The following is a 17,361-nucleotide window of genomic DNA, read 5'->3' as shown; positions in this document are numbered from 1 at the left end:
AAAACTGCTGCGGCATTTCTGTCTTCTGATCCTGATAAGTTTTCCGTCATGCTCAGTTTTTACCTTAAAAAATGTATATATTATACCGGCATTCAGATTCAGCGGCGGATGCTTTTGTAATTTCGGATAAATTTTATTTCAGGCGGTAAAAAATCTATTGACAAACGGCGTATTTGTGGTATAATGGATAAGTGTGATGCTCTATCACATATTAAATATTTTAAGAAGGAGGAAAAATAATGCCTACGTTTAACCAGTTAGTACGTAAGGGAAGAGATGTTCTGGAGGTTAAGTCTACTGCTCCTGCTCTTCAGAAGGGCTACAACGCTAAGAAGAAGATCACAACAGACGTTAGCTCACCACAGAAGCGCGGTGTTTGTACTGCAGTAAGAACAGCTACACCTAAGAAGCCTAACTCAGCTATGAGAAAGATCGCCAGAGTAAGACTTACAAACGGATACGAAGTAACAGCTTACATTCCGGGTATCGGTCACAACCTTCAGGAACACAGCGTTGTTCTCATCAGAGGCGGACGTGTAAAGGACCTTCCTGGTGTACGTTACCACATCATCAGAGGTACTCTTGATGCACAGGGCGTTGCAAAGAGAATGCAGGCTCGTTCAAAGTACGGTGCTAAGAGACCTAAGGCTGGCGCAGCTAAGTAATTTATTACTTAAAACGCAGTTATTCATTCACTAAAATAGGATTCAACTACCACAAAGATTTAATGTGGAGATTATATAGATAATATATACCTCTCTGCATGGTCTTGACGGGTGATCAATTAAGATCAAACGAGTACCTATGATTTCATTCACAATTATATGAAGGAGGGAAGCGAAAATGCCAAGAAGAGGTAATATCGCAAAGCGTGATGTATTACAGGATCCGCTTTACAATTCTAAGCTGGTAACACGCTTAATCAACAACATAATGCTTGATGGTAAAAAGGGTGTTGCTCAGAAGATCGTTTACGAAGCATTTGAAATCGTCGCTGAAAAGACAGGTGAAAATGCTCTGGAGGTTTTCGAGAAGGCAATGGAAAACATTATGCCGGTTCTCGAAGTTAAGGCACGCAGAATGGGTGGTGCTACTTACCAGGTACCAATGGAAGTTCGTCCTGAAAGACGTCAGACATTAGGTTTAAGATGGATCACAAAGTATTCAAGACTCAGAAACGAAAAGACAATGAAGGAAAAGCTTGCAGGCGAGATCCTTGATGCTCTTAACGGTACTGGCGGTTCTTGCAAGAAGCGTGAAGACACACACAAGATGGCTGAAGCAAACAAGGCATTTGCACATTACCGCTGGTAATTCTGTAAATAAGATTACGGAGGTTTTAGAATGTCAAGAGATTGTTCACTTGAGAATACAAGAAACATTGGTATCATGGCCCACATTGATGCTGGTAAGACAACCACAACTGAGCGTATCCTTTTCTACACTGGTATAAACCACAAGATCGGTGAAACTCATGAAGGTTCAGCAACAATGGACTGGATGGAGCAGGAGCAGGAAAGAGGTATCACAATTACTTCTGCTGCTACAACAGCTTACTGGTCAGGTCACAGAATCAATATCATCGACACACCTGGTCACGTTGACTTTACAGTTGAAGTTGAGCGTTCATTACGAGTTCTCGACGGTTCTGTAACAGTTTTCTGTGCTAAGGGCGGCGTTGAACCACAGTCTGAAACTGTATGGCGTCAGGCTGATAAATATCAGGTACCTAGAATGGCTTATGTAAATAAGATGGACATTATGGGTGCTGACTTCTACCGCGTTGTTGACATGATGAAGGACAGATTACACTGTAATGCTGTTCCGATCCAGCTTCCAATCGGTGCAGAAGAAACATTCAAGGGCATCATCGACTTAGTTGAGATGAAGGCTTACGTTTACTATGATGACCTCGGAAAGGACATCAGAGTAGAAGAAATTCCTGCTGACATGGCTGACAAGGCACAGGAATACCATGAAGCTCTCCTCGAGCACGTTGCTGAACAGGACGAAGAACTCATGGAAAAATACTTTGCTGGTGAAACACTCACTATCGAAGAAATCAAGAAGTGCATCAGAAAGTCTACAATAGCTAACCAGATGGTTCCTGTTGTATGCGGTACTTCATACAAGAACAAGGGTGTACAGAAACTCCTCGACGCAGTAGTTGACTACATGCCTTCACCTCTTGACGTACCTGCAATCAAGGGTATCAACCCTGACACAGACGAAGAATGTGAACGTCCTTCATCAGATGACGCACCATTCTCAGCACTTGCATTCAAGATCGCTACTGACCCGTTCGTTGGTAAGCTCTGCTTCTTCAGAGTTTATTCAGGTACAATCACAACTGGTTCTTCAGTACTCAACGCTACTAAGGACAACAAGGAAAGAATTGGTCGTATCCTTCAGATGCACTCAAACCACAGAAAAGATATCGAAACAGTTTATGCTGGTGATATCGCAGCTGCTGTTGGTCTCAAGAACACAACAACAGGTGATACACTCTGTGATGAAAAGCACCCGGTTATTCTCGAATCAATGGAATTCCCTGAACCGGTTATCAACCTCGCTATCGAACCTAAGACTAAGGCAGGCCAGGAAAAGATGGGTATCGCTCTTTCAAAGCTTGCTGAAGAAGACCCTACATTCAAGACATGGACAGATGAAGAAACAGGCCAGACTATCATCGCTGGTATGGGTGAACTTCACCTCGACATCATCGTTGACAGACTTCTCCGTGAATTCAAGGTTGAAGCTAACGTAGGTGCTCCACAGGTTTCATATAAGGAAACAATCAAGAACTCTGCTGATGTTGACATGAAGTATGCACGTCAGTCAGGTGGTAAGGGTCAGTACGGACACGTTAAGATCAAGGTTGAACCTAACGAGTCAGGTAAGGGCTACGAATTCAAGAACTCAGTTGTCGGCGGTTCTATTCCTAAGGAATACATTCCTGCTGTTGACGCTGGTATCCAGGGCGCTATGCAGTCCGGTGTTCTTGCAGGCTACCAGGTAGTTGACGTTAAGGTTGACCTCTACGACGGTTCATACCACGAAGTTGACTCATCTGAAATGGCATTCAAGATCGCTGGTTCTATGGCTTTCAAGGAAGCTATGAGAAAGGCTAACCCTGTAATTCTTGAACCTATCATGAAGGTTTCAGTAATTGTTCCTGATGATTACCTCGGAACAGTTATCGGCGACCTCAACTCAAGAAGAGGCCAGATCCTCGGTCAGGAAACAAGACCAGGTACTGTACAGGTTGACTGTCTTGTTCCGCTTTCAGAAATGTTCGGTTACTCAAACGACCTCCGTTCAAAGACACAGGGTCGTGGACAGTACTCAATGGAACCACACAGCTACATTGAAGTTCCGAAGTCAATCGCTGAAAAGATCATCAGCAAGAGAAGCAAGGCTGAATAATTCTGCTTTTCTTAAAGGAATATTTTAAAAATATTCCGAAAACACTTGAATTTATATCTGATATCTGTTAAAATTGATATCATAGTATAAAGCTATTCTATAATTTTTATTGAGGAGGAAAAATCCAATGGCAAAGGAAAAATTTGAACGTAACAAACCACATGTAAATATCGGTACTATCGGTCACGTTGACCACGGTAAGACAACTCTTACAGCAGCTATCACAAAGACACTCGCTCTTCAGGGCCTTGCAGAAAAGAAGGACTACGCTAACATCGACTCTGCTCCGGAAGAAAGAGAAAGAGGTATCACAATCAACACAGCTCACGTTGAGTACGAGACAAAGAATCGTCACTACGCTCACGTTGACTGCCCAGGCCACGCTGACTATGTTAAGAACATGATCACTGGTGCTGCTCAGATGGACGGTGCTATCCTCGTTGTTGCTGCTTCAGACGGCCCTATGGCTCAGACAAAGGAACATCTCCTTCTTGCTCGTCAGGTTGGCGTTCCGGCAATCGTTGTATTCATGAACAAGGCTGATCAGGTTGACGACGAAGAACTTCTCGAACTCGTTGAAATGGACATTCGTGAAACACTCGACAAGTATGAATTCCCTGGCGATGACACACCGATCATCAAGGGTTCAGCTCTTAAGGCTCTCGAAGCTCCGGATGATATCAATGACCCAGCTTACGCTCCGATCATTGAACTCATGGATGCTGTTGACTCATACATCCCAACACCTGAAAGAAAGGCAGATCTCCCATTCCTTATGCCAGTAGAAGACGTATTCACAATCACAGGTCGTGGTACAGTTGCTACAGGTAGAGTTGAAAGAGGTCAGCTCAACATGTCTGACGAAGTTGAAATCGTTGGTCTCAAGGAAGAAAAGATGAAGACTGTTGTAACAGGTATCGAAATGTTCAGAAAGCTTCTTGACTACGCTGAAGCTGGTGACAACATCGGTGCTCTTCTCCGTGGTGTTCAGAGAACAGATATCGAAAGAGGTCAGGTTCTTTGTAAGCCAGGCTCAATCCACCCACACAAGAAGTTCCACGGTCAGGTTTACGTTCTTAAGAAGGAAGAAGGCGGCCGTCATACTCCATTCTTCAACAACTACAGACCACAGTTCTACTTCAGAACAACAGACGTTACTGGTATAGTTTCACTTCCTGCTGACAAGGAAATGTGCATGCCTGGTGATAACGTTGAAATGGACGTTGAACTCATCACACCAATCGCTATCGAAGCTGGTCTCCGTTTCGCTATCCGTGAAGGTGGACGTACAGTTGGTTCAGGCGTTGTTACAGCTATCAACGAATAATTGAATCTTACCATAGTTAATATACATTGACTATATAACAGCAGATGCATTCGTGCATCTGCTGTTTCTTTTTTTACAATAAAATATAAAGGAGTGTAAACGTTTAATCAAATTTGTTTAAACCGCATAAATCCTACGATTTTTTCTAAAAAGATATTTACAAACCAAAATTCTTGATGTATAATATTAAACAGGAAAATAAATTAAGCAATAATTAACTTAAACAAGCTTAAATTATTGAAAGGATGAATACCGATGAATACAATCAAAAAGGCTGGTGCAGTTACTACTGCACTGTTAATGACAATGCTTGCAGTTAATCCTGTAACATATGCTGCTGATTCAGCATCATCATATGATATGGGTGTTACAGTTAATCTCGCTGACAAGGGCAAGGCAATCAGCCCTTACATCTACGGAATCAACGAACACGGACTCGACAAGAATCTTCAGGTAAACTCTGTAAGACAGGGCGGTAACCGTTTCTCAGGCTACAACTGGGAAACAAACGCTTCCAACGCGGGTTCAGACTGGAAGCATTCTTCCGATACACACATTTCAGCAAGCTCAGATCCTGCTGACGGTGTACGTACACTTTCAAAGGAAGCGAAGAAGGGGAACATCGACTATAAGCTTGCTACTGTTCAGATGTGCGGATATGTATCAGCAGATACAAAAGGAACAGTAGAAGAAAGCGAAGCTGCTCCGAGCGCAAGATGGAATGAAGTAATCGCAGCAAAGGGCAAGGATCTTTCTCTTACACCTGATCTTACAGACGGCAAGGTTTACATGGACGAATATGTAAACTACGTTGTAAAGAACTTCGGTGACTCACAGTCAGAAACAGGTATCCAGGGCTGGAGCCTTGACAACGAACCTGGCTTATGGCACCACACACATTCAAGAATGCATAAGGACGAAGTTACTGCGGAAGAACTTGTTAAAAAGTCAGTTGACACAGCTAAGGCAGTTAAGTCAGTTGACCCTAAGGCTGAGATCTTCGGACCTGCACTCTTCGGTTATACAGCTTTTGTACAGCTCAGCGCCAAGGACGGTTCAACAGACTGGAAGACAGTAAACGCTGACGGAAAGTACGACTGGTTCATTTCATACTACCTTGAACAGATGAAGAAGGCTGAAGAAGAATCAGGCAAGAGACTTCTCGACGTACTCGATGTTCATTACTATACTGAAGCAAAGTGTCCTGAGTGTGATACACGTATGTGCGGCAACCCTGAACACAAGAAGGGTATCGATGAAATGACTCAGTCTTACAGAACACTCATCGAGAAGGATTACAAGGAAAACAGCTGGATAGGTGATTACTGTCAGCAGAACATTCCGATCCTTACAAAGATGAAGGAATCCATAGCCAAGTACTATCCTGGCACAAAACTCGCAGTTACAGAATATGACTTCGGCGGCGGCGATGCCATTGCCGGTGCTATCGCAGAAGTAGACGCACTCGGAACATTTGCAAAGAACGACGTTTACCTTGCTACTCTCTGGGCTGATGACGTACCGTACCAGTACAGCGCTATCAACCTTTTCACAAACTATGACGGTGAAGGATCATCATTCGGTAATACTCTTGTTGAATCAGAGACAGAGGATTACATCAAGTCAACCTGCTATGCTTCTATCAAGGACAATGACCAGGGTACAGTAAGCGTTATCCTTACAAACAAGGATCAGGAAAAGACAGAAAATGCAAAGATCGATCTCAAGGGATCAAAGACATCATACAAGAATGCCGCAGTTTATATTCTTTCAGGCGATTCAAAGGAGATCATCCACAAGGTAAGCCTTAACGATATCAAGGACAACAAGCTTACTGTTGAAGTTCCTCCGCTTTCAATTGCAGAAGTTATCGTTTCCGACGATGAAAAGGACTATAAGCCGGTAACACAGAAGACAGAACCTGTTTTCGAATACGTTGACGGTACAGTATCAAAGGGTACAGAACCGGGATACTTCGGTATCTCATTTGACGAAGCTATTGCCGGCAATCCTGTAGTTCTTGACATTGATCTCAAGGATACACAGTCAGCAATGGGATGCATCGACTTCAATGTTCAGGTTGACGGCACACCATACTGGGTACACTATGACTGGAACGCAAAAACATCAGGCAAGGTAGAACTTTCACTCGATGAACCAACAGGCGTAATGGATGTTTCCGGTACAGAAGGTGTTGAGATCAAGGACGAAGCAGTTATCGCCAAGGTAGCTGAAGCAGTTAAGAAGTCAAATGCAAAATCAACAAACTTCCAGACATGGTATGTTGCTGATGCTGCATGGGAAGATACAGATCACAGCCTCGTAACACTCAAGGGCGCTCAGATCAAGAAAGCTTCAGAAGCTGCAGTTCCTGCACAGAAGACAAAAGAGGTCGAAGGCAAAGTAACTGCTGACAAGGAAAAGGCAGGCAACTACGATATCTCCTTTCCTGAAAAAACTGAAGGCGGAAAGCTTATTGCTGATATCGATATTAAAAACAATACTTTCGCGAACGGCTGCGTAGACACAAGTGTCAAGTACAAGGGCGTTGACTACTGGGTACATTTCAACTGGGATATCAAGAAGTCAGGTACCGTTGAAATAGACCTTACAGATCCTGCTGTGCTCGATCTTAAAACTGAAAAGGATACAGAGGACGAGGATATAATCAAGGGTGTTGCTGAACTTCTTAAGGATCAGAAGAACTTCACATTCCAGACATGGTATGTAAACAACGGCGCAGGTGATCAGGTAGAAAACAGCGAAGTTACTCTTAAGGGAATCAAGCTTGTAAAGGCTGATTCAGGAGTATCTGCTGATCCGACTAAGCCGGCAGATCCTACAAAGGAACCAACTAAGGAACCTACAAAGGAACCGACTAAGGAACCTACAAAGGAACCGACTAAGGAACCTTCACAGGAACCAACAAATAAACCTTCGCAGGAACCAACAAATAAACCTGCCGGGGAATATAAAATCGGTGACATAGACGGCAGTGGTGTTATTGATGTAACAGATATCACAACATTAAGCCTTTACCTCCTCGGTGATACAAAACTCAGTAATGAATCACTTAAAGCAGCTGACGTAAACGCTGACGGCGATATTCGTCTTACAGACCTTGCTACTCTCAGACAGTATGTATCAAAAGTTCCAGGCGTTAAGCTCGGCTGATATTTACCTAAGGAAACGCTGATTTATTCATAAATCAGCGTGGGGCACGGGGCGAAGCCCCGCAATCTCCCCAACCGTAAATCCGGCGAAGCCGGATTTACGATTTAATCAGTGTTTCCTGAAGATTAATTGAATAATGTGAACACCGGATCTGTCGTACTGGCAGGTCCGGTGTTCTTTTGCTTTTTCATCTTTTTTATGGTATACTTTTATAAGTAAAACAGCAGATATCATTCAGGTACCGGCGCGACGGAACCAGTACGAAGGCAGTGACTCTTCATACCGGGCCGCGGCGATGTGCGTACTGTCACTGCTTTCAGAAAAAATAATGTCAGGCTTCCCTGAGCTTTTGACAGATAGGAGTTACTATGCTTTTAGTTGCTGATGTTGGAAATACAAGTACAGTTTTCGGGGTTTACGACGGTGACAGCCTCATTGACACTGTCAGAACAAAGACGGGTGACCACAAGGTAAAGGAACTTACAGAAAAATATTATCCTGTAAACATGGCGTTCATATCTTCTGTTGTTCCTTCTGTAAATGAACGTCTGAAGAAATATCTTGAATATCTGTATGAGTGTAATGTAAAATTCCTTGACAGTGAATGCGATACAGGACTGAAGATATGTACTGATGCTCCGGAAAAGACAGGTGCTGATCTTATATGCGGTGCAGCAGCTGCTTTTGACAGGTATAAAAAACCAGTAATAGTATTTGATCTTGGTACTGCCACAACAGTTTGTGCTGCAGACAGAAACGGAAACTATCTCGGACATGCAATATATCCGGGAGTGAAGACATCCTTCGACGCTCTTCACCGCGCAGCAGAACAGCTTCCGGAAATCAGTGACAGATTTGAAGATTTTGAACTGATAGGAAAGAATACAGTCTCATCGGTAAAGTCAGGAGTGATAGTCGGTGCAGCCTGCTTCATAGACGGTATGGCCGAAAGATACAGGAAAGAGGTCGGAGAGGATGCAGCCATAGTCGTTACCGGCGGTCTTGCTCCTGTAATACTTCCGTACTGTAACGGAAAGTATGACTACGATGAGTTTCTTCTGCTTGAAGGTCTTAAACTGATTTGCAACCGTACATACAACCGCATAAAATGAGTACAGGTTTAAAAAGCGGTTTGCTGAAAATTACGAAATAATTACAGAAAAGCTTCGCGAAGGTTACGACGTGGAGCTTTTCTGTTACCTGACTGTTACAATTATGAAATTTTTTATTACAAAAATCTATTGAGCTTAAAATTTCATTAATCTGATTAGTGCATTGTCACTATAAAAGTATACAAATTGATTTAACCATTTGGATTGAAGTTGCATTGACTTTATATTGCAATATATAGTATAATAATTATTATAGCAAGGAGTATATTCTCATGCTGAAAAAATCTGTAAAAAAAGAGAAATGAAATGAGGCTTTGGGAATAATGGATTTTGTTCATAAGTCCGTAATGCTTAGTGAATGCATTGAAAATCTTGCTGTAAAAAGTGACGGAATTTACGTTGACGGAACTGTAGGAGGTGCCGGTCATTCGACTGAGATAGCAAAAAGGCTCGGCGAAAACGGCAGACTTATAGCTTTTGACAGGGATCCCGATGCGATAAAGGCAGCCACGGAGAGACTTGCACCTTACAATGCAACTGTTGTAAAAAGCAATTTCTCAAGAATGAGAGAAGTACTTAACGAAATGAATATAGAAAAAGTCGACGGTATTCTTCTTGACCTTGGTGTTTCATCACACCAGCTTGACATCGGTGAACGCGGTTTTTCATATCACGCAGATGCACCGCTTGACATGCGTATGAGCAAAGAAGGCCTAAGTGCTGCCGACATAGTAAATACGTATTCAAAAGACGAACTTGCAAAGATCCTCTTTGAATACGGAGAAGAAAAATTTGCATGGCGCATAGCTGAAAAAATTGTCAGTGCGCGTGCGGAAAAGCCTGTTTTAACGACCGGTGAACTTGCCGAAATCGTTAAGCAGTCTGTTCCTGCAAAGGTAAGACGTGAAAAAAAATCCATGCAAAAAAACTTTTCAGGCTGTAAGGATCGCTGTGAACGGTGAGCTCGATCATCTTTCGAAAGGACTTGATGAAGCTTTTGAACTTCTTAAGCCGGGCGGAAGGATCGCAGTTATCACTTTTCATTCGCTCGAGGACAGAATGGTAAAACAGAAATTTGCCGCACTCTGCAAAGGATGTATCTGTGATCCGCGGCTTCCTCAGTGCATCTGTGGAAGGACTCCGCAGGCAAAGCTTGTAAACCGCAAGCCTATCGAAGCCAGTGCTGAAGAGCTTGAAGAGAATAACCGCAGCCGAAGCGCAAAGCTGAGGGTGCTTGAAAGGATATAGGTGGTCGATATGTCAGGGATAAATCTTGCATATGACAACGAAAATAACTACGACCTGAATAAATACCGTAATCTCAGCAACGATGATGCTGCAGCTGAAATAAAAACTCAGGAACAGATAATCATACAGCAGAAAAAAATCGAGAGAAGCAACACTCTCAAGATCATAGTTCTGGCTTTTGCTGCACTTGCACTTCTTTTCAGTGTTGTTTACGGAAAAGTTCAGGTAAGCGATATATACACCCAGATAAACGCAAAGAAAACCGAGCTTTCAGTTGCTGAAAGCGAAAACGCAAGACTTAAGGCGGAACTTGAGTCTTATACATCACTCAGAAACATTGAAGAATATGCTGAGGAAATAGGTCTGAAAAAACTTGACAAGGCTCAGATATGGTATGTTGACATCCAGCAGGATGACGTCGTAAAGATACCGGAAAAAGATGATAACTTTTTTGTAAAAGTCAAAAAGGCGCTTGTGAAGTTTGCCTACAGGTTTGAATAGGACACTATACAGGCAAATCAGCGTTTAACGAAACAGAATACACTTACTGAATGGTCAATCACGTTTAACGGGTTGACTATTTAGTTTGAATGAAGGTATTTAAGGAAAACAGGAGGATTAAGTTTTGTCTGATCAACCTTCTATCCGGATGAAAAGAAGAGCAAACATAGCTATTCTCACTGGTACATTTGCTTTTGCGACGATAATAACCCTTAATCTTTTCAAACTCATGGTCGCTGACGCAAAGACTTTTCAGAAAATAGCTGATGAGAATCAGTTTGGTGCACAGTCAATTCCGGCGAGCCGCGGTTCCATATACAGCTCGGACGGAAAAATACTTGCTCAGAGTGCTACTGCATATCAGATCATGATCGATCCGGAAACTTTCAGAAAAAATGATCTTGAAAATTCAAATATAATTGCATATTACGTCAGTTCAAAACTTGGTGTAAAGAAAGCAGATGCGGCGGAAGCAGTAAGAAAAAACAAAGTCATGGAATTTCTTGATGCCCTTCCGGAAACATATAATCTCAGTGAAGTCAGAAGTAAATTCAACGGTAAAAAAATTCCTGAGATAAACAAGGTTCTTTTTTCCGAGTTTCTGGCAGGTGCTATGAATATAGACAAAAGTGTGATCCGTGATGCAATGGAACAGGATTCAAGATGTATTTATCTTGCACAGAAGGCGGAAAAGCCTGTCAAGGACAAGATACAGGATTACATGTACGAAAACGGGATCACGTGTATGAAGCTTACGCCTAATCCGAAACGTTACTATCCGCAGGATAATCTCGCATCGTCTGTAGTAGGATTTCTTGACTATGAGGGAAAAGGTCAGTACGGTATCGAAAAACAGTACGACGAGTATCTCTCCGGAGTGGACGGAGTTATAATCACTGCACAGGATGCTTTTGATGAGCAGATGCCTTACCGTTACTCCAAGCTTTACGAAGCAAAGGACGGCAATTCAGTCAATCTTACAGTCGATTCCATGATCCAGTATTACTGTGAAACTTCACTCGACAAATACATCGAAAGTTCGCAGGCGGCAGAAAAAGGCTGTGCTATTGTCATGAACGCCAAGACCGGCGCAGTTCTCGGAATGTATTCAGCACCGGGATTCGACATAAATAACAAGGGTGTTCTTTCCGAAGCTGATCAGGCTCTTCTGAATTCGGACAGTACAATGATCACTTCTACCGAACTCCCTGAGATCAACGAAAAGGGAGAAATTGAAAAGATCAAGGAAGCGGATCTTCTTGAAAGAGTATGGAAAAACAAGGCGATTTCAGTTATCAATGAACCGGGATCTGTTTTCAAAGTATTTACAAGTGCTGCTGCGTTCGAGGAAAAGGTAGCCTCATTTGAGGACAAATACGTCTGCAACGGCTTTGAAATGATCAATAATTCCAGGATCAACTGCCACAAGGAATACGGTCACGGTGAACAGGACTTTAAAAAAGCCCTGCTCAATTCATGCAACCCGGCATTCATGCAGATAGGACTTAAACTAGGAGGAGAAAAATTCAGCTACTATGCTGATGCCTTCGGTCTCCGTGAACCTACCGGAATTGACCTTCCGGGGGAAGCTGACAGTGCTTTCCTCAGCGGAACTGTTTTAAGAAACAATGACTTTGACCTTGCCGAATCTGCGTTCGGTCAGGCAAACTGCCTTACTCCTATCCAGATAATTACAGGATATACTGCAGCAATAAACGGCGGCTATCTTTTAAGACCGCACATAGTTGGAAGTATTGTCGATTCGGACATGAACGAAGTTCTAAGGGTCGAACCTGAGATAAGACGTCAGGTAATATCAGAACAGACTTCAGCGCTGGTACGTGAGGCACTTCAGAACAACGTTGATGCCACTGAAACAGGAAACGCCAAGATAAACGGCTACAAGATAGGCGGTAAGAGCGGTACTGCGGAAAAGGAATCAAAGAAGGTTTCGGAAAACTACAAATACGAAAAACTTCTTGACAAATCTCCTGAAGCAGTAAAGATCTATCCGGCACCTTCTCTTCAGCACGTTGCATCATACTGTGCGTTTGCGCCTGCTGACGATCCTGAAATAGTCGTTTATGTAGCGGTTGACGAACCGCAGCAGGGATCAGTATACGGCGGTGTTATTGCTGCCCCGTGCGTGCGTGAGATCATGGAAAAGACTCTGCCGTACCTCGGATACTATCCGGAGTACACAGACGAAGAAGTTCTTACAATGGACAAGCGTGTTCCTGACGTTGACGAAATGTCAGCCGAGGAAGCAGCCGGTCTTATCAAGGATGCAGGATTCACACCGGTGCTCAGGGGCGAAGGCGACAATGTTGTTTCACAGTCACCGTCCTTTACAAGCAGTATGCCTGCGGGATGCAAGGTGTTCCTGTATACAGACCACGTTGCAGAGCCGAAGATCATAGTTATGCCTGATCTTTCAAACATGAAAATTGCCGAGGTCAAGGAACTTTTTGATACACTCGGACTTAATCTTAAAGCAAACGGTTCCCAGAATGATGAGGCAATTGTCCTCAGCCAGAGCGTTGAAGCGAGAACATCAGTAACTGAAGGTTCGATCGTTCAGGTACTTTTCGGTGTAAACAATCAGAACGGCTGACGGGAACAAAGGAGCGTTTCAGTTGAAATTATCAGAATTATTCGGAAGTACGTCATACAGCGGTGCAGTCACTTTTCCGGACTGTGAAGTTTCAGGCGTAACTGACAATTCGAAAAAAATAGAAAAAGGCTGTGTTTTTGTATGCGTAAAGGGAGGTTCCTTTGACGGACATACAAAGGCGGCGGAAGCGCTGGAACTCGGTGCTGCTGCTGTAGTTACAGAGCGCGATCTCGGACTTGAAAGGCAGATCATAGCCGACAGTTCAAGAAAGTGTTACGGTGAGCTCTGTGCTGCATGGTTTGGCCATCCGGAAAGAAAAATGAAGGTCATCGGTGTTACCGGTACAAACGGAAAAACGACCATGACAAATGTTATAAAAAAGATCCTTACCGAATGCGGATATAAAACGGGACTTATCGGTACAATACAGAATGAGATAGGTGACAGGGTGATCCATACCGATAACACAACACCTATGACTTACGATTACATGTCTCTTCTTCATCAGATGGCTGAGGAAAAATGTGATGCGGTCGTTATGGAAGTCTCATCATTCGGTCTGGTACAGCACCGTATAGGACCTACGCATTTTGATGTTTCGGTTTTTACAAATCTCACTCAGGATCATCTCGACTATCACGGAACAATGGAGGAATACTACAAGGCAAAAAAAATGCTTTTTGATGTATCCGATACTGCTGTGATAAACACTGATGATGAATACGGAAAAAGACTTTTTTCAGAAATAAACTGCCGTAAATTCAGCTGCAGCCTTAACGGAGCAGCGGACTTCATGGCTCACGGGATCTCACTCGGAGCTGACGGTACAGCTTTTACCCTTGAAAATAACGGGAAAAGCTTTGAAGTTAAAATGAAAATGACAGGCAAATTCAATGTTGAGAATGTTCTTGAAGCCTATGCTGCCTGCATTAATTTCGGCATTCCTTCTGAAAAGATACTGCCTGTTATTGCCGGACATCCGGGCGTAAAGGGAAGATGCGAGATCATTCCTACAGGACGTGATTTTACAGTTCTGTGTGATTACGCACATACGCCTGACGCTGTTGAAAATATTTTAAGCAGTGTAAGGGAATACTGTAAGGGCAGGCTGATCTGTCTGTTCGGATGCGGCGGCGACCGCGACAGTACCAAAAGACCTCTTATGGCAAAGGCTGCAGCGGCATATGCAGATCTGCTCATAGTGACATCAGACAATCCGCGCAGTGAAGAACCAGGTGATATTATCAGGGATATTCTTGCCGGGCTTGAAGGAACAGATACCGAATACGTTGTTGTCGAAGACAGACGCGAGGCGATCTGCAGAGCTCTTGAACTTGCACGGAGCGGAGATATAATCGTTCTTGCAGGCAAGGGACATGAGGATTATCAGATACTCAAGAACAATGTTCATATTCATTTTGACGAACGGGAAGTAGTAGCCGAGGGGCTTAAGCTTCTGAGCAGCCGCTGAACCGTTCATTAATCAGCAGGAGGAAAATAATAAAATGCCATTATCTTTAAGGATAGGAGTTTCGGTTGCGTCGGCTGTAATTGCTGCAGTTACCGGACTTGCCCTTATCCCATATCTAAAAAAAATTCATTTCGGACAGACTATTCTGGAAATCGGACCGGCCTGGCACAAGGATAAACAGGGAACTCCGATCATGGGCGGATTCATGTTCATTATTGCAAGCCTTGTGACTTCGGCAGTTGGTTACACCTGCTACAGACACTTCTATTTTGATGTGGACAGCAGCATAGCACTTAACGGTATGCTCAGGCTTGTTTCATGCATGTTGTTTTCAGTGCTGTTTTCAGCCATTGGTTTTGCAGATGACTACATAAAAGCCATAAAGAAGCAGAATCTCGGACTGAATGCAAAGCAGAAAATGATATTCCAGTTCATCGTGTGTTCAGCGTTTCTGGCTGCCATGCATTTCCTCGGCGATACATCCACTGAAATAAACCTCATGTTTCTCAGGTTCGATGCAGGATGGTTCTACTATCCTCTCATGATACTTGTCATGATCTATGTTTCAAACGCAGTCAATCTTACCGACGGTGTTGACGGACTGTGCGGATCGGTAACAGTCATTACCATGCTCGCCCTCACCACCATATGCATGATACTTTCACAGTATGAGGTATCTCTTTTCGCTATTGCGGTAGCAGGCGGATGTCTCGGTTTCCTCGTATGGAACTTCCATCCCGCAAAATGCTTCATGGGCGATACAGGTTCAATGTACCTCGGAGGTGCATTTGTAGCTGTCAGCATGATCACACACAATCACCTTCTCATGATACTTGTCGGAATTGTTTATATTCTTGAAGCACTCTCAGTTGTTATCCAGGTGAGCTATTTCAAGATAACAGCACATCAGCACTATAAAAAGACAGGTGAAAAGGGCAAGGGCAAAAGAATATTTAAAATGTCACCTATACATCATCATTTCGAGATGTGCGGCTATTCAGAATACAAAATAGTTGTTCTTTTCTCGGCAGCCGCACTTGCTGCAGGTATTCTTTCCGTAGTTATCTGCTATAATTTTGTTTAATACTCACAACCGGATACATATCGGTGCATCCGGTTATTTTATAAGGAGTTTGACCTGAATGGAAAATGATTCTATTAATATCAGGATTGAAGAGAATGAAGACAGACGCAGGAAGACAACTCAGAAAAAGCGTGAACCATTTTCCTTCAGAGGGCTGATCACGAGAATAAACCAGTGGCGTGTCCGTGACAGAAAGCTCGGGACTGTGGATCTTCCGTTTTTCTTTATTGTAACCATTCTGCTTGTAATGGGACTTATAATGATGTTCTCCGCAAGCTACGCATGGGCCATCAGCGAAGGCGAAAAAGGTATTTTCTACGCTGAAAAACAGATGAAATTTGCTTTGATGGGTCTTGTGGCAATGTTCTTTCTTTCCAAGACCGACTATCATTTCTGGAAAAAACGTGCACTTTCCTTCGGCATATACGGAGTCGGATTTCTGCTTCTTCTTCTTGTAAGATTCACCTCTCTCGGACGTTCACACAATGAAGCAAGAAGATGGCTGGGTATCGGCGGTTTTGAGTTCCAGCCTTCTGAGATCATGAAGTTCGCCATGGTCATTCTTTTTTCAACGCTTATTGTAAACAATCCTAAAAGGCTGAAAAAACTGAAAGGACTTCTGCCTTATCTGTTTCTTCTTGCGCCGGTAATTATCCTTCTCATGGTTCAGCCGCATCTTTCATGTTCGATCCTTATATGCCTGATCTGTTTTTCACTGATTTATGTAGGCGGTATAAGGCACATTCATCTCGCGCTTATCGGTGCGGGCAGTGCTGCTGTTATCACGGGCGCTGTTTTATGGAAAATGTATGTTGAAGGTTTCACTTACTTCTACAACCGTTTTCAGGCATGGCTCGATCCGTTTTCCGATATTACCGGTGTTACATGGCAGACATATCAGTCTCTTGTTGCCATCGGATCAGGCGGATTTTTCGGCATGGGACTCGGTAATTCAAGACAGAAATTTCAGTACCTGCCTGAGTCAAAAAACGACTTCGTTTTCTCAATAGTATGTGAGGAACTTGGATTTGTCGGTGCTGTTACAGTTATTCTCCTTTTTGCATTCTTTGTTTTCAGAGGCTTCTACATTGCTTCAAAGTCTCCTGACAAGTTCGGAATGCTCGTATGCATCGGTATTACACTTCAGGTAGGTTTCCAGGCATTTCTTAATATTGCCGTTGTAAGTAACCTCATACCTAATACCGGTATCAGTCTTCCGTTTTTCAGCTACGGCGGAACTTCGCTCATGATGCTTCTCGGCGAAGTCGGGATCGTGCTGAATATATCGCGGCATATTTCCGATTCTCCGGATGAGGAAACTTCCGTGAAGAGAGCCGGCGTTCCTAAAGCGCCGAAAAAACGCACCGGAAGAGTATCATCAAAATAAATCAACGAAAGGTGTAC

General features: G+C 43.3%; 11 protein-coding genes and 1 pseudogene. All 12 read left to right on the top strand.

Going from position 1 to position 17,361, the window contains the following annotated elements:
* Nucleotides 1–239: 239 nt before the first annotated feature.
* The 12 genes and pseudogenes from rpsL to ftsW all read left to right on the top strand — a co-directional run bounded on the left by rpsL (nucleotide 240) and on the right by ftsW (nucleotide 17,344).
* Complete coding sequence (gene rpsL / locus CC97_RS09650; RefSeq protein ID WP_044974796.1) at nucleotides 240–665, top strand: 30S ribosomal protein S12; 426 nt, start codon at nucleotides 240–242, stop codon at nucleotides 663–665.
* Nucleotides 666–843: 178 nt separating this feature from the next.
* Nucleotides 844–1,314 carry a 30S ribosomal protein S7 gene (gene rpsG, locus CC97_RS09645; RefSeq protein WP_044974795.1) on the top strand — a complete coding sequence of 157 codons (471 nt, stop codon included), beginning with the start codon at nucleotides 844–846 and terminating at the stop codon, nucleotides 1,312–1,314.
* 30 nt (nucleotides 1,315–1,344) lie between these two features.
* Nucleotides 1,345–3,426, top strand: a complete 2,082-nt coding sequence (gene fusA, locus CC97_RS09640; RefSeq protein ID WP_044974794.1) for an elongation factor G — start codon at nucleotides 1,345–1,347, stop codon at nucleotides 3,424–3,426.
* A gap of 127 nt (nucleotides 3,427–3,553) precedes the next feature.
* Complete coding sequence (gene tuf, locus CC97_RS09635) at nucleotides 3,554–4,753, top strand: elongation factor Tu (RefSeq protein WP_044974793.1); 1,200 nt, start codon at nucleotides 3,554–3,556, stop codon at nucleotides 4,751–4,753.
* A gap of 255 nt (nucleotides 4,754–5,008) precedes the next feature.
* A complete protein-coding gene (locus tag CC97_RS18830; RefSeq protein WP_049962811.1) occupies nucleotides 5,009–7,927 on the top strand; it encodes a glycoside hydrolase family 44 protein in 2,919 nt (972 codons plus the stop codon).
* 368 nt (nucleotides 7,928–8,295) lie between these two features.
* A complete protein-coding gene (locus CC97_RS09625) occupies nucleotides 8,296–9,039 on the top strand; it encodes a type III pantothenate kinase (RefSeq protein ID WP_049962810.1) in 744 nt (247 codons plus the stop codon).
* Between the two features lie 323 nt (nucleotides 9,040–9,362).
* Nucleotides 9,363–10,287 (top strand): annotated as a pseudogene (rsmH, locus tag CC97_RS09620) (16S rRNA (cytosine(1402)-N(4))-methyltransferase RsmH).
* A 9-nt stretch (nucleotides 10,288–10,296) separates the two neighbouring features.
* Nucleotides 10,297–10,788 carry a hypothetical protein gene (locus tag CC97_RS09615; protein WP_049962809.1) on the top strand — a complete coding sequence of 164 codons (492 nt, stop codon included), beginning with the start codon at nucleotides 10,297–10,299 and terminating at the stop codon, nucleotides 10,786–10,788.
* A gap of 124 nt (nucleotides 10,789–10,912) precedes the next feature.
* Complete coding sequence (locus CC97_RS09610) at nucleotides 10,913–13,402, top strand: penicillin-binding transpeptidase domain-containing protein (RefSeq protein WP_156036864.1); 2,490 nt, start codon at nucleotides 10,913–10,915, stop codon at nucleotides 13,400–13,402.
* A gap of 22 nt (nucleotides 13,403–13,424) precedes the next feature.
* Complete coding sequence (locus CC97_RS09605) at nucleotides 13,425–14,873, top strand: UDP-N-acetylmuramoyl-L-alanyl-D-glutamate--2,6-diaminopimelate ligase (RefSeq protein ID WP_044974791.1); 1,449 nt, start codon at nucleotides 13,425–13,427, stop codon at nucleotides 14,871–14,873.
* A gap of 34 nt (nucleotides 14,874–14,907) precedes the next feature.
* On the top strand, nucleotides 14,908–15,957 hold the full coding sequence (gene mraY, locus CC97_RS09600) for a phospho-N-acetylmuramoyl-pentapeptide-transferase (protein WP_044974790.1): 1,050 nt from the start codon (nucleotides 14,908–14,910) through the stop codon (nucleotides 15,955–15,957).
* 58 nt (nucleotides 15,958–16,015) lie between these two features.
* On the top strand, nucleotides 16,016–17,344 hold the full coding sequence (gene ftsW, locus CC97_RS09595; RefSeq protein ID WP_081850065.1) for a putative lipid II flippase FtsW: 1,329 nt from the start codon (nucleotides 16,016–16,018) through the stop codon (nucleotides 17,342–17,344).
* The last annotated feature ends 17 nt before the right edge of the window (nucleotides 17,345–17,361 follow it).

The organism is Ruminococcus sp. HUN007, assembly GCF_000712055.1.
Taxonomy (GTDB): Bacteria; Bacillota; Clostridia; order Oscillospirales; family Ruminococcaceae; genus HUN007.
This window is presented reverse-complemented; position numbering and strand designations above follow the sequence as displayed.